General features: G+C 59.6%; 20 protein-coding genes and 1 tRNA gene. 18 read left to right on the forward strand and 3 right to left on the reverse strand.

The features are described 5' to 3' along the window. The first annotated feature begins 18 nt into the window (after positions 1-18). The 11 genes from BFP92_RS10115 (at position 19) to BFP92_RS10165 (ending at position 14193) form a co-directional block, all read left to right on the forward strand. Positions 19-2829, forward strand: coding sequence for an LPS-assembly protein LptD (locus BFP92_RS10115; protein WP_065929384.1), 2811 nt, complete (start codon positions 19-21; stop codon positions 2827-2829). Continuing rightward, positions 2810-4144 carry a peptidylprolyl isomerase gene (locus tag BFP92_RS10120; RefSeq protein ID WP_065929486.1) on the forward strand — a complete coding sequence of 445 codons (1335 nt, stop codon included), beginning with the start codon at positions 2810-2812 and terminating at the stop codon, positions 4142-4144. Before BFP92_RS10115 ends, BFP92_RS10120 begins: the two co-directional genes overlap by 20 nt. Continuing rightward, positions 4141-5130 (forward strand): 4-hydroxythreonine-4-phosphate dehydrogenase PdxA, encoded by a 990-nt coding sequence (pdxA, locus tag BFP92_RS10125; RefSeq protein WP_065929385.1) that lies wholly within the window; start codon positions 4141-4143, stop codon positions 5128-5130. Before BFP92_RS10120 ends, pdxA begins: the two co-directional genes overlap by 4 nt. After that, positions 5127-5939: a 16S rRNA (adenine(1518)-N(6)/adenine(1519)-N(6))-dimethyltransferase RsmA gene (gene rsmA / locus BFP92_RS10130; protein ID WP_065929386.1), complete on the forward strand. Its 813-nt coding sequence runs from the start codon at positions 5127-5129 to the stop codon at positions 5937-5939. Before pdxA ends, rsmA begins: the two co-directional genes overlap by 4 nt. Positions 5940-6177: 238 nt before the next feature. After that, positions 6178-6558, forward strand: a complete 381-nt coding sequence (gene apaG, locus BFP92_RS10135) for a Co2+/Mg2+ efflux protein ApaG (protein ID WP_065929387.1) — start codon at positions 6178-6180, stop codon at positions 6556-6558. Next, complete coding sequence (locus BFP92_RS10140) at positions 6558-7406, forward strand: symmetrical bis(5'-nucleosyl)-tetraphosphatase (protein ID WP_065929388.1); 849 nt, start codon at positions 6558-6560, stop codon at positions 7404-7406. Before apaG ends, BFP92_RS10140 begins: the two co-directional genes overlap by 1 nt. 9 nt (positions 7407-7415) lie before the next feature. Beyond that, the gene (gene glpE, locus BFP92_RS10145) at positions 7416-7745 is read left to right on the forward strand and encodes a thiosulfate sulfurtransferase GlpE (protein WP_065929389.1); all 330 of its coding nucleotides are present in this window, start codon (positions 7416-7418) and stop codon (positions 7743-7745) included. A gap of 285 nt (positions 7746-8030) precedes the next feature. Continuing rightward, positions 8031-9953, forward strand: coding sequence for a PrkA family serine protein kinase (locus BFP92_RS10150; RefSeq protein WP_026013778.1), 1923 nt, complete (start codon positions 8031-8033; stop codon positions 9951-9953). A 113-nt stretch (positions 9954-10066) separates the two neighbouring features. Then, entirely contained in the window at positions 10067-11338 is a 1272-nt protein-coding gene (locus tag BFP92_RS10155) for a YeaH/YhbH family protein (RefSeq protein ID WP_065929390.1), read from the forward strand. Next, on the forward strand, positions 11335-12900 hold the full coding sequence (locus tag BFP92_RS10160; RefSeq protein WP_017138056.1) for a SpoVR family protein: 1566 nt from the start codon (positions 11335-11337) through the stop codon (positions 12898-12900). Before BFP92_RS10155 ends, BFP92_RS10160 begins: the two co-directional genes overlap by 4 nt. A 63-nt stretch (positions 12901-12963) precedes the next feature. Further along, complete coding sequence (locus tag BFP92_RS10165) at positions 12964-14193, forward strand: multifunctional CCA addition/repair protein (RefSeq protein ID WP_065929391.1); 1230 nt, start codon at positions 12964-12966, stop codon at positions 14191-14193. 180 nt (positions 14194-14373) lie between these two features. Here BFP92_RS10165 and folK read toward each other — a convergent pair whose 3' ends face one another. Then, positions 14374-14892, reverse strand: a complete 519-nt coding sequence (gene folK / locus BFP92_RS10170; RefSeq protein WP_065929392.1) for a 2-amino-4-hydroxy-6-hydroxymethyldihydropteridine diphosphokinase — start codon at positions 14890-14892, stop codon at positions 14374-14376. Further along, positions 14883-15236: a dihydroneopterin aldolase gene (gene folB / locus BFP92_RS10175; protein ID WP_017138053.1), complete on the reverse strand. Its 354-nt coding sequence runs from the start codon at positions 15234-15236 to the stop codon at positions 14883-14885. The genes folK and folB overlap by 10 nt, the downstream gene beginning before the upstream one ends. A gap of 72 nt (positions 15237-15308) precedes the next feature. Between folB and plsY the strand changes: the two genes are divergently transcribed. After that, on the forward strand, positions 15309-15878 hold the full coding sequence (gene plsY, locus BFP92_RS10180; RefSeq protein WP_056857845.1) for a glycerol-3-phosphate 1-O-acyltransferase PlsY: 570 nt from the start codon (positions 15309-15311) through the stop codon (positions 15876-15878). Between the two features lie 34 nt (positions 15879-15912). On the opposite strand, the gene tsaD is transcribed toward plsY, so the two are convergent. After that, positions 15913-16938 (reverse strand): tRNA (adenosine(37)-N6)-threonylcarbamoyltransferase complex transferase subunit TsaD, encoded by a 1026-nt coding sequence (tsaD, locus tag BFP92_RS10185; protein WP_056857844.1) that lies wholly within the window; start codon positions 16936-16938, stop codon positions 15913-15915. A gap of 203 nt (positions 16939-17141) precedes the next feature. On the opposite strand from tsaD, the gene rpsU reads away from it, so the two are divergent. From rpsU to BFP92_RS10210, 6 genes are all read left to right on the forward strand, one after another. Beyond that, the gene (gene rpsU, locus BFP92_RS30345; RefSeq protein WP_002551877.1) at positions 17142-17357 is read left to right on the forward strand and encodes a 30S ribosomal protein S21; all 216 of its coding nucleotides are present in this window, start codon (positions 17142-17144) and stop codon (positions 17355-17357) included. Positions 17358-17792: 435 nt separating this feature from the next. Continuing rightward, the gene (dnaG, locus tag BFP92_RS10190) at positions 17793-19763 is read left to right on the forward strand and encodes a DNA primase (protein WP_065929393.1); all 1971 of its coding nucleotides are present in this window, start codon (positions 17793-17795) and stop codon (positions 19761-19763) included. 67 nt (positions 19764-19830) lie between these two features. Then, entirely contained in the window at positions 19831-21681 is a 1851-nt protein-coding gene (rpoD, locus tag BFP92_RS10195; RefSeq protein WP_017138049.1) for an RNA polymerase sigma factor RpoD, read from the forward strand. A 136-nt stretch (positions 21682-21817) separates the two neighbouring features. Next, complete coding sequence (locus BFP92_RS10200) at positions 21818-25561, forward strand: EAL domain-containing protein (protein WP_065929394.1); 3744 nt, start codon at positions 21818-21820, stop codon at positions 25559-25561. 15 nt (positions 25562-25576) lie between these two features. After that, positions 25577-25653, forward strand: a tRNA-Ile gene (locus BFP92_RS10205). A gap of 88 nt (positions 25654-25741) precedes the next feature. After that, the gene (locus BFP92_RS10210; RefSeq protein ID WP_058420501.1) at positions 25742-26188 is read left to right on the forward strand and encodes an Lrp/AsnC family transcriptional regulator; all 447 of its coding nucleotides are present in this window, start codon (positions 25742-25744) and stop codon (positions 26186-26188) included. Positions 26189-26334: the final 146 nt, after the last annotated feature.

The raw sequence follows: 26334 nt of genomic DNA on the forward strand, positions 1-26334 counted from the left end.
GAAGCCCGGACTAATAAGATGGCATTGAAATCCCCCGCGTTTCGTAGAAAATTTCCGTTGCTGGTAACCGGCAGTCTGCTGGCCATGCAACCTTTCGCCACCTCATTCGTGGTCGCCGCGGAACAGTATGACTGCTCAGTCTCTGCTTCGGGTGCCTGGGATTGCGCGCCAAAAACCGCCGCAGCCCCATTACCACCGCGCCCGGTGCACGACGGTGCAGCCGTCAGCGCCGCTGGCAGCACGGCGCAAGCCGATGCTGGCGGCAGCGCTGCGGCCGAGCCGAAGACCACCCTGGTCACCGAGTCCAAGGGCCGTGGCCTGCGTTCGCGCAGTGCCGACTACAGCCACCTGGACTGGGTGCCTCGCGACAAGCTGACCGCAGCCCAACTGGCTGAGACCGGCCCGTATTGCTCCGGCGCGTATATCGAGCCGACCCGTCCTGGCATGAACGACAAGACGGACAAAAGCGATTCGCCGACCTTCATCGGTGCCAAGGTGTCTCGTTACGAGCAGGAACAGCAGGTTGCGACCCTGGCCGGTGACGTCGTCATGCGCCAGGGCAGCATGCAGCTGGAGGCTCAGGAAGCCAACCTGTACCAGGCCGAGAACCGTGGCGAGCTGAACGGCGATGTGCGTCTGCGCGACAACGGCGCCCTGATCGTCGGCGACCACGCCGAGGTGCAGCTCGATACCGGTGCGGCCCAGATCGACAACGCCGAATACGTGCTGCACAAGTCGCGCGTTCGCGGTAACGCGCTGTACGCCAAACGTGCCGAAAACGCGATCATCCGTCTCAAGGACGGTACGTACACCACCTGCGAGCCGGACAGCAACGCCTGGCAGCTCAAGGGCAACAACATCACGTTGAACCCGGCCACCGGTTTCGGTACGGCCACCAACGCGACGTTGCGGATCAAGAACATCCCGATCCTCTACACCCCGTACATCTACTTCCCGATCGACGACCGTCGTCAATCCGGCTTCCTGCCGCCAAGCTTCAGCACCGGCAGCGAAACCGGCTTCACACTGGTCACGCCGTACTACTTCAACCTGGCGCCAAACTACGACGCCACGTTGTACCCGCAATACATGACCAAACGCGGCATGATGGTTGAGGGCGAATTCCGCTACCTCACCAAGTCCAGCGAAGGTCAGTTCGGCGGCGCGTACCTGAACGACGACAGCGACGAGCGCAAGAATCAGACTGATTACGAAAAAACCCGTTACATGCTCAACTGGCAGCACAAAGGCGGGCTGGATTCGCGAGTATCGACCCAGGTCGACTACACCAACATCAGCGACCCTTACTTCTTCCAGGACCTGAAGACTTATCAGGAAGGCATCCAGCCTCGAGATTTTGTCAACCAACAGGGTTCCGTGACCTATCGCGGCGACTCCTATCAGGCGCGCCTGAACCTGCAGGCTTACCAGCTCGCGACGATTTCCCAGATCACCCCCTACAACCGGTTGCCGCAGATCACCTTCAACGGGATGCTGCCGTACCATCCAGGTGGTGTGAACTTCACCTATGAAACCGAAGCTGTTCGGTTTGATCGTGACCTGGAAAACGGCAACTTTACCGATGAGAACAACCTGGTTACGCCTCGCCTCGATACTTTTGTTACGGGCCTGACCCGTGCCAACGGTACTCGACTGAACGTCGCGCCGGCTGTTGATTACCCGATGAACTGGACCTACGGTTTTATTACGCCGAAGCTCAAGTATGTGTACACCAAGTACGATCTTGACCTGGACAGCACCGGTAAGAACCAGATCATCGCGCAACAAGCGGCATCGACTGCGGCTAATCCTTATGCTGGTGGCGACTTCAAGAGCTCCCAGGACCGCGCTATTCCAATCGCCAGTATCGACAGCGGCCTGTACTTCGACCGCAATACCAACTGGTTCGGCAAGGACTATCGCCAGACGTTGGAACCGCGCGCGTTCTATCTCTATGTGCCTAACAAGGACCAGAGTGATATCCCGGTATTCGACACCAGTGAATACTCGTTCAGCTACTCCTCGCTGTTCCGCGACAACCGCTTCAGCGGCACCGACCGGATTGGCGATGAGAACAAGCTGTCCCTGGGCGTGACCAGCCGCTGGATTGAAGACAACGGCTTCGAACGTCAGCGTGTGTCCGTAGGTCAGGCGGTGTACTTCAAGGATCGCCAGGTTCAATTGCCGGGCGTCCTTGCTTCCGACCGCTCCGACGCACAGTCCGACGTGTCGCCTGTTGCCCTGGAATACGAATACCGCTACAACCGCGATTGGCGCGCCACAGCCGACTTCAACTGGGACACCGAAGAACATAGCACCCGCTCCGGCAGTGCAATGCTTCACTACCAGCCGGAAGACAACCCGAACAAGATCATCAACGTCGGCTATCGCTATCGCAACGACCAAGTGGTCTACAACCAGCTGACCGGCAAATGGCAGTTCGGTGGTGACTACGGGCAACCAGGCGACGCGAACTTCGTGAAGGATTACTACAAAATCCAGCAACACGACTTCTCGATGATGTGGCCGATCATTCCGCAGTGGAACCTGATCACCCGCTGGCAGTATGACTATGCCCGCAACCGTACGCTGGAAGCCTTCGGTGGTTTCGAGTACGACAACTGCTGCTGGAAACTGCGCGTCATCAACCGTTACTGGGTTTCCAACGACGAATACAGCCAGATCGCCCCGCTTAACGAAAAGGGTGACCACGGGCTCTTCTTCCAGATCGTCCTCAAAGGACTCGGCGGCCTGACCGGCGCCAAGGTAGAGAGCTTCCTCGACAAAGGCATTGAAGGTTATCGTGAACGTGAAGACCAAGCTTTCTGATTGCTTGCGCCCGCTAGTGCTGGGCGCGCTGTTCCTGGGGGCCGCATCGGCGCACGCTGCGGTTCAACAGCTGGACAAGGTAGTGGCCATCGTCGATAACGACGTGATCATGCAGAGCCAACTCGACCAACGGGTCAAGGAAGTTCAGCAAACCATCGCCAAACGTGGCGGCGGCGTACCGCCTACCAGCGTGCTGGACCCACAGGTACTTGAGCGCCTGATCGTCGAAAACCTGCAACTGCAGATCGGCGAGCGCTCCGGCATCCGTATTTCGGACGAAGAACTGAACCAGGCCGTCGGCACCATCGCTCAGCGCAATAACATGAGCATTGACCAGTTCAAGGCTGCCCTGGCCCACGACGGTTTGTCTTATGAAGACGCCCGTGACCAGATCAAGCGTGAAATGATCATCAGCCGTGTGCGTCAGCGCCGTGTAGCGGAGCGGGTTCAGGTGTCTGAGCAGGAAGTGAAGAACTTCCTGGCCTCGGACTTGGGCAAGATGCAGCTCTCCGAAGAACTGCACCTGGCCAATATCCTGGTTCCAACCCCGGACAGCGCCAGCTCCGAGCAGCTCAATGCCGCTGCGGCGAAAACCCAGGCTATTTATGATCGCCTGAAAGCCGGTGCTGACTTTGCCCAGACGGCCATCGCCATGTCCGGCAGCGACAACGCCCTGGACGGCGGTGACATGGGCTGGCGTAAAGCCGCGCAACTGCCACCTCCGTTCGACCGTGAGCTGAGCGCCATGAATGTGGGTGACATCACCCAGCCGGCGCGTACGCCAGGCGGTTTCATCATCCTCAAGTTGCTCGGCAAACGCGGCGGCGAGACCTCGCTGAAAGACGAAGTGCATGTTCGTCATATCCTGGTCAAACCAAGCGAAATCCGCACCGAGGCGCAAACCAAGGAGCTGGCCCAGAAGATCTATGAACGCATCGAAGGCGGTGAAGACTTCGCCACCCTGGCCAAGAGCTTCTCGGAAGACCCGGGTTCCGCCCTCAACGGTGGCGACCTGAACTGGATCGACCCGAAAGCGCTGGTGCCGGAGTTCCAGGAAGTCATGGCCAAGACCCCGCAAGGCGTTCTTTCCAAGCCGTTCAAGACTCAATATGGCTGGCACGTCCTGGAAGTCCTTGGCCGTCGCGCCACCGACAACACCACCCAGGCCCGCGAGCAACAAGCCCTGACCGTGCTGCGTAACCGCAAGTACGACGAAGAGCTGCAAACCTGGTTGCGTCAGATCCGTGACGAAGCCTACGTAGAGAACAAGCTGCCAGGCGCCGAGCAAACAGGCACCGACCAGGCAGCACAGTGAAACCCCAGCGTTTCGCGGTAACACCCGGCGAGCCGGCCGGCATTGGTCCAGACCTGTGCCTGCTGCTCGCCTCGCACCCTCAGCCACACCCCCTGATTGCCATTACCAGCCGCGACCTGCTCCTTGAGCGGGCCGCGCAGCTGGGTGTGGCTGTCACCTTGCTGGACGTGGCGCCGGGCAACTGGCCCGACCTGCCCGCCCCGGCCGGCAGCCTGTATGTGTGGAACACGCCGCTGGCAGCCAAGGTGGTAGCCGGGCAACTGGACAAGGCCAACGCGGCATTTGTACTGCAAACCCTGACGCGTGCCGGCCAAGGCTGCATCGACGGCGACTTCGCCGGCATGATCACCGCCCCGGTGCATAAAGGCGTGATCAACGAATCCGGCATTGCCTTTTCCGGCCATACCGAATTCCTCGCCGAGCTGACCCGTACCGAACAAGTCGTGATGATGCTGGCCACGCGCGGCCTGCGGGTTGCGCTGGTTACCACGCACCTGCCGTTGCGCGATATCGCCGATGCCATCACTGCCGAGCGTGTAGAGCGCGTCACACGCATCCTGCACGCCGACCTGCAACAGAAGTTCGGCATTGCCCAACCGCGCATCCTGGTGTGTGGGCTCAACCCGCATGCCGGTGAAGGCGGTCATTTGGGCCATGAAGAAATCGACATCATTGAACCGACATTAGAGCGCCTGCGCCAAGAAGGCATGGACCTGCGTGGCCCATTGCCTGCAGACACTCTGTTTACCCCCAAATATCTGGAGCACTGCGACGCAGTGCTGGCGATGTACCATGACCAGGGGCTGCCCGTGCTGAAGTACAAAGGCTTCGGCGCCGCAGTCAACGTGACACTGGGCCTGCCGATCATCCGCACCTCTGTCGACCATGGCACCGCCCTGGACCTGGCGGGCAGCGGCAAGATCGATACCGGCAGCCTGCACGTGGCCCTGGAAACCGCCTATCAGATGGCCGAGACCCGTATATGACTGAGCATTACCAACACCGGGCGCGCAAGCGCTTCGGTCAAAACTTCCTGCACGACGCTGGCGTGATCGACCGTATCCTGCGCTCCATCCATGCCAAGCCGGAAGACCGTTTGCTGGAAATCGGCCCGGGCCAGGGCGCCTTGACCCAAGGCCTGCTCAACAGCGGCGGCCAGTTGGACGTGGTTGAACTGGACAAGGACCTGATCCCGATCCTCAACCAGCAATTTGCCGGCATGCCCAACTTCAACCTGCACCAGGGCGACGCGCTGAAGTTCGACTTCAACAGCCTCAACGCCGCGCCCAACAGCCTGCGCGTGGTCGGCAACCTGCCGTACAACATCTCCACGCCGCTGATTTTTCACCTGCTGAACAACGCCGGGATCATCCGCGACATGCACTTCATGCTGCAAAAGGAAGTGGTTGAGCGTTTGGCCGCAGGCCCAGGCGGTGGTGATTGGGGCCGCCTGTCGATCATGGTTCAGTACCATTGCCGCGTAGAGCACCTGTTCAACGTCGGCCCTGGCGCCTTTAACCCGCCGCCGAAGGTCGACTCGGCCATCGTGCGCCTGGTGCCGCACGCGGTGCTGCCGCACCCGGCCAAAGACCACAAGCTGCTGGAGCGCGTGGTACGCGAAGCGTTCAACCAACGCCGCAAGACTCTGCGCAACACCCTCAAGGCGCTGTTGAGCAACGCCGAGATCGAAGCCGCCGGCGTCGACGGCGGCCTGCGCCCCGAGCAGCTGGACCTGGCCGCATTTGTGCGCCTGGCTGATCAGCTTGCGATCCAGCCCGCGCCCGTAGTGGAATAGGCTGTAAGAACTCGATGCAATCCAATGTGGGAGCGGGCTTGCTCGCGAATGCGCAGCGTCAGTCACCGAATGTGTAACTGATGCACCGCCTTCGCGAGCAAGCCCGCTCCCACATTTGCGCTGCGTTATACCGATAACGCTTGCCGGCTGCCCGACACATGTCTGGCCTAGTGCCCCGCTCATGGCCTAGACTGATCCGCATCTGCTGTCCTCCGCTTTTGCTCTTAAGGCCCCTTGCATGTCCGATCCTCGCTACCAGATCGACGTCAGCGTCGTCACCCGCTTCCTGGCGGACCAATCACACCCCGAAGACAACCGTTATGCCTTTGCCTACACCATCACGGTGAAGAACAACGGGCAGGTGCCGGCCAAACTGCTGTCGCGCCACTGGGTAATTACCGATGGCGACGGCCAGGTCGAGGAAGTGCGTGGTGCCGGCGTGGTTGGTCAGCAGCCGTTGATCGACATCGGCGCCAGCCATACCTACAGCAGCGGCACAGTGATGACCTCCAAGGTCGGCACCATGCAGGGCTCGTATCAGATGAAAGCCACCGACGGAAAACTGTTCGACGCCATCATCGCGCCGTTTCGCCTCGCAGTGCCCGGAGCCCTGCACTGATGACGACGTACGCGGTCGGTGACCTGCAAGGCTGCCTGGAACCCCTCAAATGCCTGCTGGAGCGCGTAGCCTTCAACCCGACGAGCGACCGCTTGTGGCTGGTCGGCGACCTGGTCAATCGCGGCCCCGAGTCCCTCGAGACCCTGCGCTTTCTTTATAAGATGCGCGATTCATTGGTGTGCGTGCTGGGCAACCATGACCTGCACCTGCTGGCGGCCGGCAATAACATCGAACGCTTGAAAAAAGGCGACACCCTGCGCGAGATCCTGGAAGCGCCGGACAGAACTGAATTGCTGGACTGGCTGCGCCGCCAAAAGCTCATGCATTACGACGAAGGCCGCAACATGGCCTTGGTGCATGCCGGCATCCCGCCCCAATGGACACTGAAGAAAGCCCTCAAGTGTGCCGCCGAAGTCGAAATTGCCCTGGCCGATGACAACCTGTACACCGCCTACCTCGACGGCATGTACGGCAACGAGCCGGTCAAGTGGGACAATGACCTCACCGGCGTGGCCCGCCTGCGCGTGATCACCAACTACTTCACACGCATGCGCTTCTGCACCGCCGAAGGCAAGCTGGACCTCAAGAGCAAGGAAGGCGCCGACACTGCGCTGCCCGGTTATAAGCCATGGTTTGCCCACAAGGAACGCAAGACCCGTGACACGAAGATCATCTTCGGTCACTGGGCGGCCCTGGAAGGCAAATGCGAAGAACCCGGCGTGTTCGCCCTCGACACCGGTTGCGTGTGGGGCGGCGCCATGACCCTGATGAACATCGACACCGGCGAGCGCCTGAGCTGCCAGTGCGAACCTCCCCCTTCTGTCACACTGCCGGGCGCCAAGCCCTAGGAGCCCGCCATGAGCGAATTAAAACGTATCCCTCCCGAACAAGCCCAGGCCCTGCGCGAGCAAGGCGCCGTGGTGGTCGACATTCGCGACCAGCCGACCTATGCAGCAGGCCACATCAGTGGCGCGCAGCACCTGGATAACCACAACATCCAAGACTTCATCCGCGCGGCCGACCTCGACGCGCCAGTGATCGTGGCCTGCTACCACGGCAATTCCAGCCAGAGCGCAGCGGCCTATCTGATCAGCCAGGGCTTCTCCGACGTCTATAGCCTGGACGGCGGCTTTGAGCTGTGGCGCACGATCTATCCTGCAGAAATTGCCTCTGGCGATTCGCAATAATTTTTTTCACACCCCGCTACCCCGCGTGACGCTTGGGCTTGCGCCGTTTCTGACGAACGGCGCAGCCAAACTAATTGCGCATCGCGCCTTGACCTCCCGGATTCCGAACTATCCTTAAGCGCAGGCCATCCGAATCAGGGGAGAGCCGGTACACCGGCGTGCGGGTCATCGGTAGCGTTTCAGGGTGTTCTGGGGGGAAAACAGCCAGTGGCGATTGCCAAGGGCTGCCAGCATCGACTGATTGATCCGGCGTCGGCTCCACGTATCGAGCGAGGTGACGACGTCATGAGTATCTTTAGCCACTTCCAACAACGCTTTGAGTCCACCCAGCAGGAAGAACTTACCCTGCAGGAGTATCTCGAGCTGTGCAAAAAGGACCGCAGCACCTACGCATCTGCCGCCGAACGCCTGCTGTTGGCGATTGGTGAGCCGGAGCTGGTAGACACCTCGAACAATTCGCGCCTGTCGCGAATATTCTCCAACAAGGTGATCCGCCGCTACCCGGCCTTTGAAGACTTCCACGGCATGGAAGAATGCATCGACCAGATCGTCTCCTACTTCCGGCATGCCGCCCAAGGCCTGGAAGAGAAGAAACAGATCCTCTACCTGCTCGGCCCGGTCGGCGGCGGCAAGTCGTCCCTGGCGGAAAAGCTCAAACAACTGATCGAGAAGGTGCCCTTCTACGCGATCAAGGGCTCGCCGGTGTTCGAGTCGCCTCTGGGGCTGTTCAACGCCACGGAAGATGGCGCGATCCTCGAAGAAGACTTCGGCATCCCACGCCGCTACCTCAACACCATCATGTCGCCATGGGCCACCAAGCGCCTGTCGGAGTTTGGCGGCGACATCAGCCAGTTCCGCGTGGTGAAACTCTACCCGTCGATCCTCAACCAGATCGGCGTGGCCAAGACCGAGCCAGGCGACGAGAACAACCAGGACATCTCGGCGCTGGTAGGCAAGGTCGATATCCGCAAACTGGAAGAATTCCCACAGAACGACGCCGACGCCTACAGCTACTCGGGCGCACTGTGCCGGGCCAACCAGGGCCTGATGGAATTCGTGGAGATGTTCAAGGCGCCGATCAAGGTGCTGCACCCACTGCTCACCGCCACCCAAGAGGGTAACTACAACAGTACCGAAGGCTTGGGCGCGATTCCGTTTACCGGGATCCTGCTGGCCCACTCCAACGAATCGGAATGGCACACCTTCCGCAACAACAAGAACAACGAAGCCTTCATCGACCGGATCTACATCGTCAAGGTGCCGTACTGCCTGCGGGTCAGCGATGAGATCAAGATCTACGACAAGCTGCTCTTCAACAGTTCCCTCGCCAAGGCGCATTGCGCGCCGGACACCCTGAAGATGCTCGCCCAGTTCACCGTGCTCTCGCGCCTCAAGGAGCCGGAAAACTCCAACATCTACTCCAAAATGCGCGTCTATGACGGCGAAAACCTCAAGGACACCGATCCGAAAGCCAAGTCGATCCAGGAGTACCGCGATACGGCGGGCGTGGACGAGGGCATGAACGGCCTGTCGACACGCTTTGCATTCAAGATCCTCTCCAAAGTCTTCAACTTCGACCCGCACGAGATCGCCGCCAACCCGGTGCACCTGCTCTATGTGCTGGAACAGCAGATCGAACAGGAACAATTCCAGGCTGAAACCCGCGAACGCTACCTGCGCTTCCTCAAGGAATACCTGGCGCCGCGCTACATCGAGTTCATCGGCAAGGAAATCCAGACTGCGTACCTGGAGTCCTACAGCGAGTACGGCCAGAACATCTTCGACCGCTACGTGCTGTACGCCGACTTCTGGATTCAGGACCAGGAGTACCGCGACCCGGAAACCGGCGAGATCCTCAACCGCGTGGCCCTCAACGAGGAACTGGAGAAGATCGAAAAACCGGCCGGCATCAGCAATCCGAAGGATTTCCGCAACGAAATCGTCAACTTCGTGCTGCGCGCCCGCGCCAACAACAACGGCAAGAACCCTACCTGGCTCAGCTACGAGAAACTGCGGGTGGTCATCGAGAAGAAAATGTTCTCCAACACCGAGGACCTGCTGCCGGTTATCAGCTTCAACGCCAAGGCCAGCAAGGAGGACCAGCAAAAACACAACGACTTTGTTACACGCATGGTCGAACGCGGCTACACCGACAAACAGGTACGGCTGCTCTCCGAGTGGTATCTGCGGGTGCGCAAATCGCAGTAAGGCAGCGACAGGCGCGTGCTGCCAGGCTTATGGCCTGGCGGCCGACCGCTTGTCTCTAAGCTTCCAGCTCGCGGCTTGAAGCTTGTAACGTGAAGCTGCCCGGAGGGCTCCCCATGAGCTATGTGATCGACCGACGCCTCAATGGCAAGAACAAGAGCACGGTAAACCGTCAGCGTTTCCTGCGGCGTTACCGTGACCACATCAAAAAGGCCGTCGAAGAGGCCGTCAGCCGCCGCTCCATTACCGACATGGAGCATGGCGAGCAAATCAGCATTCCCGGACGCGACATCGACGAACCGGTGCTGCACCACGGTCGGGGCGGCAAACAGACCGTCGTGCACCCCGGCAACAAAGAGTTCACCACCGGCGAGCACATCCAGCGTCCCCAAGGTGGCGGCGGCGGTAAAGGCCCAGGCAAAGCGGGTAATTCCGGCGAAGGCATGGACGAGTTCGTGTTTCAGATCACCCAGGAAGAGTTCCTGGAGTTCATGTTTGAAGACCTGGAACTGCCGAACCTGGTCAAACGCAACCTGACCGGCACCGACACCTTCAAGACCGTGCGCGCGGGGATCAGCAACGAGGGCAACCCGTCCCGCATCAACATCATTCGCACGCTGCGCTCGGCCCATGCACGGCGTATCGCATTGTCCGGTAGCAGCCGCGCCAAACTGAAGGAAGCCAAGGAAGAACTGGTGCGTTTAAAGCGTGAAGAGCCGGATAACTTCGGCGATATCCAGCAAATCGAGGCGGAAATCGAGAAACTCAGCGCGCGCATTCACCGCGTGCCGTTCCTCGACACCTTCGACCTGAAATACAACTTGCTGGTCAAGCAACCCAACCCCAGCTCCAAGGCGGTGATGTTCTGCCTGATGGACGTGTCCGGCTCCATGACCCAGGCCACCAAGGACATTGCCAAGCGCTTCTTTATTCTGCTGTACCTGTTCCTTAAGCGGAACTACGACAAGATCGACGTGGTGTTCATCCGCCATCACACCAGCGCCCGGGAAGTGGACGAAGAAGAGTTTTTCTATTCGCGGGAAACCGGCGGCACCATTGTGTCCAGCGCCTTGAAGCTGATGCAGGAAATCATGGCCGAGCGCTACCCTGCCAATGAGTGGAACATCTACGCCGCGCAAGCTTCCGACGGCGACAACTGGAACGATGACTCGCCGATCTGCCGCGACATCCTGATCAACCAGATCATGCCGTTTGTGCAGTACTACACCTACGTCGAAATCACCCCTCGTGAGCACCAGGCGCTGTGGTTCGAATACGAGCGCATCGGCGAAGCCTTCGCCGATACGTTCGCCCAGCAGCAACTGGTCTCGGCCGGCGATATTTACCCGGTCTTCCGTGAACTCTTCCAGCGCAGGTTAGTGACATGACCGCCAAAAAAGAGCATAAGCGCCAACCCATTTCCACCGGCTCCGAGTGGACCTTTGAACTGATCCAGGCCTATGACCGGGAAATCAGCCGCATCGCGGCGGGTTATGCCCTGGACACCTACCCCAACCAGATCGAAGTGATCACCGCCGAACAGATGATGGATGCCTACGCCTCGGTCGGCATGCCCTTGGGCTACCATCACTGGTCATACGGCAAACACTTCCTCAGTACCGAGAAGTCCTACACCCGTGGCCAGATGGGCCTGGCCTACGAGATCGTGATCAACTCCGACCCGTGCATCGCTTACCTGATGGAAGAAAACACCATCTGCATGCAGGCGCTGGTGGTGGCCCACGCGTGCTACGGGCATAACAGCTTCTTCAAGGGCAACTACCTGTTCCGCACCTGGACCGATGCCAGTTCAATCATCGATTACCTGGTGTTCGCCAAGCAGTACATCATGCAATGCGAGGAACGCCATGGCATCGATGCGGTAGAGGACTTGCTCGACTCCTGCCACGCGCTGATGAATTACGGCGTCGACCGCTACAAACGCCCGTATCCGATTTCTGCCGAGGAAGAACGGCTGCGCCAGAAGGAGCGTGAGGAGCACCTGCAAAAGCAGATCAACGACCTGTGGCGCACAATTCCTAAAAAGGCCGGCAAAAACAGCGACAAGGACAATGCACGCTTCCCCGCCGAACCTCAGGAAAACATCCTGTATTTCCTGGAAAAACACGCACCGCTGCTGGAGCCATGGCAACGGGAAATCGTGCGGATTGTGCGCAAGATCGCCCAGTACTTTTATCCACAGCGCCAGACCCAGGTGATGAACGAAGGCTGGGCGACGTTCTGGCACTACACCTTGATGAACGACCTGTACGACGAAGGCCTGGTCACCGACGGCTTCATGATGGAGTTCCTTACCTCCCATACCAGCGTGGTGTTCCAGCCAGGTTTCGACAGCCCGTATTACAGCGGCATCAACCCGTACGCGCTGGGCTTTGCCATGTATCGGGACATCCGGCGCATGTGTGAACACCCCACCGAAGAAGACCGCCGCTGGTTCCCGGAAATCGCCGGGAGTGATTGGTTGTCGACCATCAAGTTCGCCATGAGCAGCTTCAAGGATGAAAGTTTTATCCTGCAGTACCTGTCACCCCAGGTGATTCGCGACCTCAAGCTGTTCAGCATTCTCGATGACGACCTCAAGGATGATCTGGTGGTGCCTGCCATCCACGATGAACCCGGCTACCGCACCATCCGTGAAACCCTGGCGGCGCAGTACAACCTGGGCAACCGTGAGCCCAACGTGCAGATCTACAGCATCGACGTACGCGGCGACCGCTCGCTGACCTTGCGTCACCAGCAGCACGACCGCAAACCCTTGGGCGAATCCACCGAAGAAGTGCTCAAACACCTGCACCGGCTGTGGGGCTTCGACATTCACCTGGAAACCCTGCAGGGCGATCAGGTGATGAAAACCCACCATGTGCCACCACGCACCGACCACAACGATAACGACTACGGCCGCCTGGACCTGGCCGTCGTACACCTCTGAAACAGCAAAGCCTCCATTGGTCCGGCACAGGCGGTATCCTGTGCCGCTAATGGAGGCTTTTTCATGAAAATCTACACAGTCGGCGGTGCGGTGCGTGATCGCCTGCTCGGCCTCAAGGTCACCGATATTGACCGCGTTGTGGTGGGGGCGACCACTGAAGAAATGCTCGCCAAAGGCTACAAGCCGGTCGGCGCTGACTTTCCGGTATTTCTGGACCCCAGGAACGGCGACGAATACGCCCTGGCCCGCACCGAACGCAAGAGCGGTCGGGGTTATGGCGGCTTTGTGTTTCACGCCAGCCCCGAGGTGACGCTGGAAGAAGACCTGATTCGCCGCGACCTGACCATCAACGCCATGGCCGAGGATGATGACGGCAACCTGACCGATCCTTATGGCGGTCAGAGCGACCTTGAAGCGCGGATTCTGCGCCACGTTTCCCCTGCGTTCGCCGAAGATCCCTTGCGAGTGCTGCGTGTTGCGCGCTTCGCTGCGCGTTATGCCCACCTGGGTTTTACCGTGGCCCCGCAAACCCTGGAACTGATGCGCCAACTCAGCGAGTCCGGCGAACTGCAAGCCTTGACTCCGGAGCGCAGCTGGAAAGAAATTTCCAGGGCGCTGATGGAGGATCAGCCTCAAGTGTTTATTCAGGTACTGCGCGACTGCGACGCGCTGAAAACCCTGATGCCCGAAGTGAATGCGCTATTTGGCGTGCCACAACCTGCCGCCCATCACCCGGAAATAGACACCGGCATCCATACCTTGAGCGTGCTCGAACAGGCCGCCTTGCATCACCAGCCGCTGACCGTGCGCTGGGCCTGCCTGCTGCACGACTTGGGTAAAGGCCTGACGCCTGTGGATAAATTGCCGCAGCATATTGCCCACGAACACACGGGTTTGAAGCTGATCAAGGCAGTCAACGAACGCTTCAAGGTGCCGAAGGATTGCCAGGAACTGGCGCTGCTGGTCGGCCAATATCACACCCATGGCCACCGCGCGCTGGAGCTCAAAGCCTCGACAATGCTGGAGTTGCTGCAGAGTTTTGACGTGTATCGCCGGCCGCAGCGCTTTGAAGAGTTTGTGGTGAGTTGTGAAATGGACGCCCGGGGCCGCAAGGGCCTGGAGCAGAGAAGTTATCCACAGGCGGATTATTTACGCGGCGCAGCCAAGGCGGCTCGCGAAGTACCGGTGGCGCCCTTGCTGGAGAAAGGTTTCAAAGGCCCGGAGCTGGGCGAGGCGCTCAAGCGTGAGCGGCTTAGGGTACTCAAGGCCTACAAAGAACACCACAACCTGTAGTCGTTACTCTGTGTGGCAGACGGGCTTACATCAATGCCATTCAGTTAAGCGCAAAACGTGTGGGAGCGGCCTTGCCCGCGAAGACGTCGGCACAGTAAACATTGATGCTGACTGACCCACCGCTTTCGCGGGCAAGCCCGCTCCCACAGTTGAATCCGGTCAAGCCAGGCGCATCGGCGGCTACAGCAGACCCGCCGGGGTCAACTGCTGGCCCTGCCATTCAAACCCGACAGGCGCCAGCACCTGGTCGATCTGGGCATCGCGCCATAACTCGGCCATTGTCTTATCGACTTCAGGGTGTACACGATCCGGCGCCATCAACGACAACGGCCACAGCACAAAAGCATTCTTCAGGATCTCTGCGCGTGGCAGGATCAAACCGTCGAAATTCCCCACCAGGTCACCGTACAGCAGCACATCGATATCCAACGGTAACCCTTTGCGGTCCGGGGCATAACGACCATTGTCGGCCTCGATGAATTTCAACCGGCGATCGAGCTCCATCAGCGGCAGGTCGGTATAGGCCGACACGACAAGGTTGAAGAATGGCCCGCTCTTGATGCCCACCGGCTGGCTTTCAAATACCGCGGAGCAGCGTACATCGGTCAAGAAGCCCGCCAACGCGTCCAGGCCGGCACGCAGGTGCGGCTCGCGCTCGATATTACTGCCAAGGCCAAGGTAAACCTGAGTTAGCGACATCCGCGCTCGATCTCCACGCCCACGCCTTTGGCGGCCGGTACGGCGCCGGGCTTGGTCAACTTGAGGTGCAGCCAGGGAATCTGGAATTCGTTCATCAGCACTTCGGCCAACCGCTCGGCAAAGGTTTCCACCAACTGGTACTGGGATTGCTCGGCAAAGGCCTGGATACGCGTGGACACACTGGCGTAATCCAGCGCCAGGGTCAGGTCGTCACCGGCAGCCGCCGGGCGATTGTCCCAGGCGAAGCTAAGGTCCAGGCGCAGGCATTGCTTGATGCCGCGCTCCCAGTCGTAGGCCCCGATTACGGTGTCGACTTCCAGGCCTTCGATAAACACTCTGTCCAAGCTCTTCTCCGCAGCACGACAAGGGCGCATTGCCCCGTTAGAATCAGGGCGTCCTCGCCCGGAATAGTTAGCATGTTTTGGTTACTGGCGATTCTCGCCTACCTGCTCGGCTCGCTGTCCTTCGCCATTTTGCTCAGCCGCCTGACGGGAAATCCCGACCCGCGAATGAGTGGCTCAGGCAATGCCGGCGCCACCAATATGTTGCGCCTGGCCGGCAAGAAACTCGCCGTACTGACGCTGTTGGGCGACCTCTGCAAGGGTTTGTTGCCCGTACTGATCGCCAGCTTCGCCGGTCTTACCTTGCAACAGCAGGCCTGGGTGGGCGTGTGCGCCGTCCTGGGCCATCTGTTTCCGCTGTACTTCCGTTTTCGCGGCGGCAAAGGCGTCGCGACCGCAGCCGGTATGCTGCTGGGGGTTTACCCTCCGGCAGCGCTGCTGGCCGTGCTGGCCTGGCTGCTGACGTTCTACCTGACCCGCACCAGCTCGCTGGCTGCCCTGATCGCCACGCCACTCACCCTGCCGTTGCTGGCCTGGCAGGCACCGGCGGCGTTGCTGCCGATGAGCGTACTGACACTGCTGATCGTGTGGCGCCACCGCGGCAATTTACGCGACCTGTTTGCCGGGCGCGAACGGCATTTTTAAATACCGTTGATGAGCCCGGCTCAGATCAAACCGCCTAAAGCGGTGAAAGCTGCTCCATCGGCCAGCGTGCCTGCACGCTGATCGCCAGGCTTTCGTGCTGCCCGGCCTGCAGGCGCTGGCAACCGGCGTAGGCAATCATCGCGCCATTGTCGGTGCAGAACTCAGGGCGCGCATAGAACACATCGCCCTTCATGTCGCCGAGCATTTTTTCCAGCGAGGCGCGCAACGCCTTGTTGGCACTGACACCGCCTGCGATCACCAGGCGCTGCATGCCTGCCTGTTTCAGGGCGCGCTTGCACTTGATGGTCAAAGTCTCTACCACGGCCTGCTGGAACGCCAGCGCGATGTCGCAACGGGCTTGTTCACTGTCGTCCCCGGCGCTGACACTTTGCTGCCACGTGTTCAGCGCGGAGGTTTTCAAGCCGCTGAAGCTGAACATCAGGCCTGGGCGATCGCACATCGGGCGCGGGAAGGTGTAGCGCCCCGGCACGCCTTTTTCGGCCAGCCGCGCGATTTCCGGGCCACCGGGATAATTGAGGCCCATCATCTTCGCGGTTTTGTCGAAAGCTTCGCCGGCGGCGTCATCCAGCGACTCCCCCAAAAGCGTGTATTGGCCGATGCCATCCACCTGAACCAACTGCGTATGACCACCGGAAACCAACAAAGCGACGAACGGAAACTGCGGCGGTGTTTTTTCCAGCATCGGTGCCAGTAAATGGCCTTCCATATGGTGCACACCGAGGGCTGGAATACCCCAGGCAAAGGCCAGCGCCTGGGCGCAAGAGGCCCCAACCAGAAGGGCTCCAACCAATCCGGGGCCTGCGGTGTAGGCAATTGCGTCGATCTCGGTCGGCACGCAGCCGGCCTCGTCCAACACCTGGCGAATCAAGGGCAGCATGCGCTTGACGTGATCGCGGCTGGCCAGCTCCGGCACCACCCCGCCATAGGCGCGGTGCAAGTCGATCTGACTGAACAGTGCATCGGCCAAAAGCCCGCGTTCACTGTCGTAAAGTGCGACACCGGTTTCGTCGCAGGAGGTTTCAAGTCCCAGTACTAGCATGGGTTTGCGCCTTGTAGAGGCTGAATTCGAAGGCGCGCATAATAGTCGCCACTCCCCCTCCCGACTAGCGGTTTTCGATCAGAGGCTTTGCATTCCGGTCAATGAGGGGTTAACATCCGCAACCCTTAAAAACCGACGACCTCAGCCGCGAATTTTTTGCGACGAGAACGTTGATTCCCGGTAATGAAAGAAGGTAGCTCTGGATGCCAGCCGTCAAAGTAAAAGAGAACGAACCCTTCGACGTAGCTCTGCGTCGTTTCAAGCGCTCCTGCGAAAAAGCCGGTGTTCTGGCTGAAGTTCGTAGCCGCGAATTTTATGAGAAGCCAACTTCTGAGCGTAAGCGTAAAGCAGCAGCCGCTGTTAAGCGTCACGCCAAGAAAGTTCAGCGCGAACAGCGCCGCGCCGTTCGTCTGTACTAATACACAGACTTACGTAGCAAGCTTCTGCCAAGCCCGGCCCTCAGCCGGGCTGTTGGCATTTGCGGATATCGCTTGATGCTTCACCGTCGACGCCGCACACGCGACCGAGACACTGCTTCACACGTCAGGACTGGCGCTTCTGCCAGCGGTGCGCGTCTCTTCTGACGAGCCTAACAAGGCTACTGACGAGCACACTTAATTTTACAAACAGACGATCAACTGTGTCGGCTGTGCCCATCAAGGCGTTTCCGAGGCCACTACTGGCCAACACCGGACGCCAGGGCAACATTTCAAAGCCGAAGACTGATAGAAACTAACGTCAGTGAATGCTCGGCAGATACACTCCCCATGCAGACGACAGATGTTCAAGCACTCGATACGTGCGCTTGAACGCTTCACGGGCCCTCATTTACACGCAGTGATGACGAGAACGCCATGGCCGGGCTGATTCCCCAGAGTTTTATTGACGACCTTCTTAACCGCACCGACATCGTCGATGTTGTCAGCTCACGCGTGCAAATGAAGAAGGCCGGCAAGAACTACACTGCCTGCTGCCCGTTCCACAAAGAAAAAACCCCGTCATTCAGCGTCAGCCCAGACAAGCAGTTCTACTACTGCTTCGGCTGCGGCGCAGGCGGCAATGCCCTCGGTTTTATCATGGACCACGACAACCTGGACTTCCCCCAGGCCGTCGAGGAACTGGCCAAAGCCGCCGGCATGGAAATCCCCCGCGAAGAAAGTGGCCGCGCGCACAAACCGCGACAACCCACCGATTCGCCGCTGTACCCGCTGCTGACCGCCGCTGCCGACTTCTATCGCCAGGCGCTTAAAAGCCATCCGCAGCGCAAGACCGCCGTCGAGTACCTCAAGGGCCGCGGCCTGACCGGTGAGATCGCCCGGGATTTTGGCCTGGGTTTCGCCCCGCCGGGCTGGGACAACCTGTACAAGCATCTGAGCAGCGATACGCTGCAGCAAAAGGCCATGATCGATGCCGGCCTGCTGGTGGAAAACGCCGAGACCGGCAAGCGCTATGACCGCTTCCGCGATCGCGTGATGTTTCCGATCCGCGACAGCCGTGGCCGTATCATCGCTTTTGGTGGCCGGGTACTCGGGGATGACAAGCCTAAATACCTGAACTCCCCGGAAACCCCGGTATTTCACAAGGGCCAGGAACTTTACGGCCTGTTTGAAGCGCGCAAAAACAATCGCAACCTCGATGAAATCATCGTGGTGGAAGGCTATATGGACGTGATCGCGCTGGCCCAGCAGGGCCTGCGCAATGCCGTCGCCACCCTGGGCACCGCCACCAGCGAAGAACACATGAAGCGCCTGTTTCGCGTGGTGCCCAGCGTGCTGTTCTGTTTCGACGGCGACCAGGCCGGCCGTAACGCCGCCTGGCGTGCGCTCGAAGCCACGTTGTCGAGCCTGCAGGACGGGCGCCGCGCGCGCTTTCTGTTTCTGCCCGAAGGCGAAGACCCGGACACCCTGGTGCGCTCCGAAGGCACCGACGCCTTCCGCGCCCGCATCAATCAACACGCGCAGCCGCTGGCGGACTATTTCTTCCAGCAACTGACCGAAGAAGCCGACCCGCGCTCCCTCGAAGGCAAGGCCCACATGGCCACCCTCGCAGCGCCGCTGATCGACAAAGTGCCGGGCGCCAACCTGAAATCACTGATGCGCATGCGCCTGCTGGAAATCACCGGCCTGAGTGGCGAGGCCGTCAGCCAGCTGGTGCACAGCGCACCGCAGGAAGCGCCACCGGCCTACGACCCAGGCATGGACTACGACGCCATGCCGGACTATTCCGACTTCCATCAACCGCAGGAGGCCTACGCGCCCCAGCAGGAGTGGACACCGAAGAAGCCCGGCGCCGGCGGTAAAAAATGGGACAAGAAACCCTGGAACAAGAACGGCAAACGCGGTGACCGCGACGAGGCATACGCGCCGCGAACTCCTGTCGCCGTCGAAGCTCCAACGCTCATTGCACTGAGAACACTTATTCACCACCCGCAATTGGCAAAAAAAGTTGAGAGCGCCGATCACTTTGCCAACGAGAGCAACACTTACGCTCAGGTACTGATCGCCTTGATCGAGGCGGTGCAGAAAAATCCTAAGCTAAACTCAATTCAATTGATGGCTCGTTGGCACGGCACCGAACAGGGACGCTTGCTTAAAGCACTGGCGGAAAAGGAGTGGCTAATTGACGGCGACAACCTTGAACAACAGTTTTTAGACACCATTACTAGGTTATCCGCAGGTCAGCACACGCAGACCCTGGATGAGCTGATCAAGCGTGCAAGGCAGCCGGGTTTATCGGCTGAAGAGCAAATTCAGATAGCAAAACAGATGCGCGACCTCTTAAAACAGAATGTTTGTACATCTAACCCGACCTCAGCTGGCGTGTGAGGTCATAGCTCGGGTATAATCCTCGGCTTGTTTTTTGCCCGCCAAGACCTTCAGTGGATAGGGTGTTATGTCCGGAAAAGCGCAACAACAGTCTCGTATCAAAGAGTTGATCACCCTTGGTCGTGAGCAGAAGTATCTGACTTACGCAGAGGTCAACGATCACCTGCCTGAGGATATTTCAGATCCAGAGCAGGTGGAAGACATCATCCGCATGATTAATGACATGGGGATCCCCGTACACGAGAGTGCTCCGGATGCGGACGCCCTTATGTTGGCCGACTCCGATACCGACGAGGCAGCTGCTGAAGAAGCGGCGGCCGCGCTGGCAGCGGTGGAGACCGACATCGGTCGCACGACTGACCCTGTGCGCATGTATATGCGTGAAATGGGTACCGTCGAGCTGCTGACACGTGAAGGCGAAATCGAAATCGCCAAACGTATTGAAGAGGGTATCCGTGAAGTGATGGGCGCAATCGCGCACTTCCCTGGCACGGTTGACCACATTCTCTCCGAGTACACTCGCGTCACCACCGAAGGTGGCCGCCTGTCTGACGTTCTGAGCGGTTACATCGACCCGGACGACGGCATTGCGCCGCCTGCCGCCGAAGTGCCGCCGCCTGTCGATGCGAAAGCCGCGAAAGCCGACGACGACACCGAAGACGACGATGCTGAAGCCAGCAGCGACGACGAAGATGAAGTTGAAAGCGGCCCGGACCCGATCATCGCAGCCCAGCGTTTCGGTGCGGTTTCCGATCAAATGGAAATCACCCGCAAGGCCCTGAAAAAGCACGGTCGCTCCAACAAGCTGGCGATTGCCGAGCTGGTGGCCCTGGCTGAGCTGTTCATGCCGATCAAGCTGGTACCGAAGCAATTCGAAGGCCTGGTTGAGCGTGTTCGCAGTGCCCTTGAACGTCTGCGTGCGCAAGAACGCGCAATCATGCAGCTGTGTGTACGTGATGCACGTATGCCGCGTGCCGACTTCCTGCGCCAGTTCCCGGGCAACGAAGTCGACGAAAGCTGGACCGACGCGCTGGCCAAAGGCAAGGCGAAATACGCCGAAGCCATTGGTCGCCTGCAGCCGGACATCATCCGTTGCCAGCAGAAGCTGACCGCGCTTGAGACCGAAACCGGTCTGACGATTGCTGAAATCAAAGACATCAACCGTCGCATGTCGATCGGTGAGGCCAAGGCCCGCCGCGCGAAGAAAGAGATGGTTGAAGCGAACTTGCGTCTGGTGATCTCGATCGCCAAGAAGTACACCAACCGTGGCCTGCAATTCCTCGATCTGATCCAGGAAGGCAACATCGGCTTGATGAAGGCGGTGGACAAGTTCGAATACCGTCGCGGCTACAAGTTCTCGACTTATGCCACCTGGTGGATCCGTCAGGCGATCACTCGCTCGATCGCCGACCAGGCCCGCACCATCCGTATTCCGGTGCACATGATCGAGACGATCAACAAGCTCAACCGTATTTCCCGGCAGATGTTGCAGGAAATGGGTCGTGAACCGACCCCGGAAGAGCTGGGCGAACGCATGGAAATGCCTGAGGATAAAATCCGCAAGGTATTGAAGATCGCGAAAGAGCCGATCTCCATGGAAACGCCGATTGGTGATGACGAAGACTCCCATCTGGGGGACTTCATCGAAGACTCGACCATGCAGTCGCCAATCGATGTCGCCACTGTTGAGAGCCTTAAAGAAGCGACCCGCGACGTACTGTCCGGCCTCACTGCCCGTGAAGCCAAGGTACTGCGCATGCGTTTCGGCATCGACATGAATACCGACCACACCCTTGAGGAAGTCGGTAAGCAGTTTGACGTGACCCGCGAGCGGATCCGTCAGATCGAAGCCAAGGCGCTGCGCAAGTTGCGCCACCCGACGCGAAGCGAGCATCTACGCTCCTTCCTCGACGAGTGATACCAGAACCCCCGGCCCAGGCCGGGGGTTTTGTTTTCTATAGATTAATTTCTACAGATTAACTTCCCCCGCAGCCCCCCTCCCCCTAAATGCCCGTCTACACTCGACAGATTCCCCGTGCCATAACGAGACCGTTATGCCCAGACTGCCGACCGTGATGCTGCTGTCGCTGCTCGCCTGGACCGCAACGGCTGGCGCGTTGACTCTTACTGATGATGAGCGTGGCTGGCTGGCGGACCATCAGGAGCTGCGCCTGGGGGTGGACGCTTCTTGGCCGCCCTTCGAATACCGTGATGAAAATGGCCGTTATCAAGGCCTCGCTGCCGACTATGTACGCCTGATCCAGGACCGCCTGGGCGTGCGAATCAAGCTGATCGAACCGGCAAACTGGACCGCTGTGCTCGAACAGGCGAAAAACAACCAGCTCGACCTGCTCCCCGGCATCATGTCGACGCCCGAGCGCCAGAATTACGTGGCCTTTACGCGCCCGTACCTGGACTTCCCGATCGTCATCCTTGCCCATGAGGGTGGCGCAAAACCGCGCAACCTCAAAGACCTGTACGGCCTGAAGATCGCGGTGGTGGAAAACTACGCGCCGCACGAATTACTGCGCACTCACCACCCCGACCTCAACCTGGTGGCCATGCCGAACGTCAGTTCAACGCTGCAAGCCCTGGCCACCGATGAAGTGGATGCGGTTGTCAGCGACCTCGCTTCCAGCGTCTGGAGCCTGCGCCAACTCAAGCTGGACGGTTTATACGTCAGCGGCGAAACGCCCTACCGCTATCAATTGGCGATGGGCGTGCCACGCGATCAGAAAATACTGGTGGGCATTCTGGACAAAGTCCTCGCCGACCTCAGCTCCGACGAAACCGATGCGATCCAGCAACACTGGGTCGGCAGTTTCACCGATCACCGCACCTTCTGGGCCGACTTGCTGATGTACGGCCTGCCGGCTGTGCTGCTGTTGAGCACTGTGTTGGCCATCGTGATTCGCATCAACCGCCGGCTCAGCTCGGAAATTGCCCGGCGGGTCGCCCTTGAGCAAGAGTTGCGCAGCAGCGAATACCACTATCGCGGCCTGGTAGAGAGCCTGTCCGCGATTGCCTGGGAAGCCAGCATCACCGACTTCACCTACAGCTACGTGTCGCCCCACGCCGAAGACCTGCTGGGCTATCCCCGCGCCCATTGGTTGATTCCAGGTTTCTGGCGCAACATCATCCACCCCGCCGACCTGACCCGTGCCGAGGCATTCTGCTACCAGGAAACCCGCGCCAACCGCGATCACAGCCTCGATTATCGGGTGATTACCGCCGACGGCCGCTGCTTGTGGGTGCGTGACATCGTCAGCCTGATCAAGCACGGCCATGAGCCGGTGTTACGCGGTTTGATGATCGATATCAGCGAAGCCAAACGCACTGAAGAGGCGTTGCAGCTTTCCGAAGAGAAGTTTGCCTCGGTGTTTCAGCAATGCCCGGACATCCTGGTCATCGCCCGCCTCTCTGATGGCTGCCTGCTGGAGGTGAACAAGGCATTCGAGGACCAGATTGGGTTAAGCGCCGAACAAGTCGTGGGTAAAACCGCCACCGAGCTGAATATCTGGGGCGTTCAAGGCGTCGGCCCCGACCTGTTGCGACGTGTGCAGACCACCAGCATCCGCAACCTGGAAATGCCGTTTCTGCGCAGCAATGGCCAGGCGTTTACCGGGCTGATCTCCGCCGAACCGTTCCAGCTCGACACCACCGAAGCCTTGGTGGTGGCGGTGCGTGACATCACCCAACTCAAGGAAACCCAACAACTGCTGCAAACCTCCGAAGAGAAATTCGCCAAGGCCTTCCACGCCTCACCCGACGGTCTGCTGCTCAGCCGCCAGCGCGATGGGCTGTTGATTGAAGTGAACGAAGGCTTCACCCGCCTGACGGGCTTTACCAGTGCGAACTCACTCGACCAGTCGACCCTGGACCTGGGCATCTGGGTTGACCTCAACGAACGCAAACACCTGCTGGAATTGATGCAACGCGACGGTTTTGTGCGTGACTTCGTCTGCCGTATCCGCCGCGCCGACGGCTTGATTCGCCTGTGCGAAGTGTCCAGCCGCCCGCTGCCCATCGGCGAAGAAGACTGCATGTTGACCATCGCCCGCGACATCACCGAGCGCCAAGTGATGCAGGAAAAACTGCAACAGGCCGCCACCGTGTTCGAGAGCACCGCCGAAGGCGTATTAATCACCGACACCCGGCAGAACATCAGCGCCGTCAACCGCGCTTTCAGCGAGATCACCGGCTACAGCGAAGCCGAAGCCCTTGGCAGCACGCCGCGCCTGCTCGCCTCCGGCCTGCATGACAGCGCGTTCTATGCGGCGATGTGGCATCAATTGACGGCCCACGGCCACTGGCAGGGCGAGATTTCCAACCGTCGCAAAAACGGCGAGCTGTACCCCAGTTGGCTGACCATCAGCGCCGTGCGCAACCGCGACCAGTTGATCACGCACTTTGTTGCCGTGTTTGCCGATATCTCCAGTCTCAAGCACGCCCAGGCTCGCCTCGACTACCAGGCGCACCACGATCCCCTGACCGGTCTGCCCAACCGCACCCTGTTTGAAAGCCGGCTGCAAGCCGCCCTCATTAGCCAGGAAGAAACCGGTAGCCAGGGCGCCGTGCTGTTCCTCGACCTGGACCGGTTCAAGCATATCAACGACAGCCTCGGCCACCCCGTCGGCGACCTGCTGCTCAAGGACATCGCCGTGCGCCTCAAGGAGCAACTGCGCGACATCGACACCGTGGCACGCCTGGGCGGCGACGAATTCATCATCTTACTGCCCGGCCTGCAACAAGCCAGCGATGCCGAACACCTGGCCAATAAACTGCTCGCCTGCTTCACCCCGCCGTTCCAGGCCGGCGAGCATGAGTTCTTTATCAGCGCCAGCATCGGCACCAGCCTTTACCCACAGGACGGTACCGACGTCGCCACCCTGGTCAAAAACGCCGATGCCGCGATGTACCGCTCCAAGGCCAAAGGCCGCAACCGTGTCGAGAGCTACACCCGCGACCTCACCGCCCAGGCCAACGAACGCGTGGCCCTCGAGCACGAACTGCGTCGCGCCATCGAACGTGAAGAGCTGTTTTTGTACTACCAACCCAAGCGCAGCCTGGCCACCCAGGAACTGATCGGCGCCGAAGCCTTGATTCGCTGGCACCACCCGACGTTTGGCGACGTGCCGCCGGAACACTTCATCGCCCTGGCCGAAGAGAACGGCACAATCCTGCAGATTGGCGACTGGGTACTGGAACAGGCCTGCCGTCAGATGCACACCTGGAAACACGCCTTCAACGACTTCGGTCCACTGTCAGTCAACCTCGCCGGCGCGCAACTGCGTCACCCCACCCTGCTCGCGCGCATCGAACAACTGCTGCACGACTACGACCTGGAGCCCGGTTGCCTGCAACTGGAGATCACCGAAAACTTCATCATGAGCCAGGCCGAAGAAGCCCTCGAAGTGCTGCACCAACTCAAGCACCTGGGCGTGCAACTGGCCATCGATGACTTTGGCACCGGCTACTCATCCCTAAGCTACCTCAAGCGCCTGCCACTGGATTTCCTCAAGATCGACCAGTCCTTCGTGCGCGGCCTGCCCGACGACCCCCACGACGCCGCCATCGTGCGCGCCATCATCGCCCTGGGCCACAGCATGCAATTCACCATCATCGCCGAAGGCGTGGAAAACCCCGCACAACAAGCCTTCCTGGCCGCCGAAGGCTGCGAACAGATGCAAGGCTACATCGTCAGCCTGCCACTGCCGCCGGAGCTTTTTGCCGAGACCTTTCTTCATATGCGGGTTTCAGACTTTTCGGATGGCACAGCACGGAAACCGTCGTTATAATCCGCGTCCTACTGAGGGCCTATAGCTCAGTTGGTTAGAGCAGGGGACTCATAATCCCTTGGTCGTAGGTTCGAGTCCTACTGGGCCCACCAAACAAGAAAGCCGCGCACTGCGCGGCTTTTTCGTGTCTGGAAGTCTGTAACATACCTCCCCACTGCCCATCGCACCGGAGCCCCACCCTTGCCCGCCCTCGACGAAATCGATCGCCAACTGATCGCCGCCTTGCAGATCAACGCCCGCGAAAGCGTGGCCATGCTTGCCCGGCAGTTGGGCATTGCGCGCACCACGGTGACGTCGCGCCTGGCGCGTCTGGAGAAAACCCAGGTGATCACCGGTTATGGCGTGCGCCTCGGGCAGCGTGTGGTTGATGGGGGGTTGCAGGCGTATGTTGGCATTACCGTTCAGGCGCGCTCGGGCAAGGAAGTGCTGCGCAGGCTGAGCGCCATGGCGCAGGTGCAGCAGTTGTGTGCGGTGAGTGGCGAGTTTGATTACGTGGCCTGGCTGCGCACTGATTCGCCGGAACAGTTGGACCAGTTGCTGGACCAGATCGGCAGCGTCGAGGGCGTAGAAAAAACCACCACGTCGATCATCCTCAGTAACAAATTGGACCGTGGCCAGCCAGTTTGACCAGCCACTTCGTCATTTTGACTAAAAACAATTCAATCCGACGACACATTGCGTCTTAATAACGACCGCTACGCTCCCTAAACTGGCTGCCATCTTTTCCTATACTCAACGGGCCGAATCCCGCCGAGTCGTCAGTAAGGTCAGCC

Origin of the sequence: Pseudomonas sp. 58 R 3 (assembly GCF_900006605.1) — a bacterium.
Lineage (GTDB): Bacteria > Pseudomonadota > Gammaproteobacteria > Pseudomonadales > Pseudomonadaceae > Aquipseudomonas > Aquipseudomonas salomonii.

Bases quoted from the DNA above. Each gene is read 5' to 3' on its own strand.
- BFP92_RS10115 (WP_065929384.1), top strand. From the start codon at position 19: ATGGCATTGAAATCCCCCGCGTTTCGTAGAAAATTTCCGTTGCTGGTA.
- rsmA (WP_065929386.1), top strand. From the start codon at position 5,127: ATGACTGAGCATTACCAACACCGGGCGCGCAAGCGCTTCGGTCAAAAC.
- apaG (WP_065929387.1), top strand. From the start codon at position 6,178: ATGTCCGATCCTCGCTACCAGATCGACGTCAGCGTCGTCACCCGCTTC.
- BFP92_RS10140 (WP_065929388.1), top strand. From the start codon at position 6,558: ATGACGACGTACGCGGTCGGTGACCTGCAAGGCTGCCTGGAACCCCTC.
- glpE (WP_065929389.1), top strand. From the start codon at position 7,416: ATGAGCGAATTAAAACGTATCCCTCCCGAACAAGCCCAGGCCCTGCGC.
- BFP92_RS10150 (WP_026013778.1), top strand. From the start codon at position 8,031: ATGAGTATCTTTAGCCACTTCCAACAACGCTTTGAGTCCACCCAGCAG.
- BFP92_RS10155 (WP_065929390.1), top strand. From the start codon at position 10,067: ATGAGCTATGTGATCGACCGACGCCTCAATGGCAAGAACAAGAGCACG.
- BFP92_RS10160 (WP_017138056.1), top strand. From the start codon at position 11,335: ATGACCGCCAAAAAAGAGCATAAGCGCCAACCCATTTCCACCGGCTCC.
- BFP92_RS10165 (WP_065929391.1), top strand. From the start codon at position 12,964: ATGAAAATCTACACAGTCGGCGGTGCGGTGCGTGATCGCCTGCTCGGC.
- folK (WP_065929392.1), bottom strand. From the start codon at position 14,892: ATGTCGCTAACTCAGGTTTACCTTGGCCTTGGCAGTAATATCGAGCGC.
- plsY (WP_056857845.1), top strand. From the start codon at position 15,309: ATGTTTTGGTTACTGGCGATTCTCGCCTACCTGCTCGGCTCGCTGTCC.
- tsaD (WP_056857844.1), bottom strand. From the start codon at position 16,938: ATGCTAGTACTGGGACTTGAAACCTCCTGCGACGAAACCGGTGTCGCA.
- rpsU (WP_002551877.1), top strand. From the start codon at position 17,142: ATGCCAGCCGTCAAAGTAAAAGAGAACGAACCCTTCGACGTAGCTCTG.
- dnaG (WP_065929393.1), top strand. From the start codon at position 17,793: ATGGCCGGGCTGATTCCCCAGAGTTTTATTGACGACCTTCTTAACCGC.
- rpoD (WP_017138049.1), top strand. From the start codon at position 19,831: ATGTCCGGAAAAGCGCAACAACAGTCTCGTATCAAAGAGTTGATCACC.
- BFP92_RS10200 (WP_065929394.1), top strand. From the start codon at position 21,818: ATGCCCAGACTGCCGACCGTGATGCTGCTGTCGCTGCTCGCCTGGACC.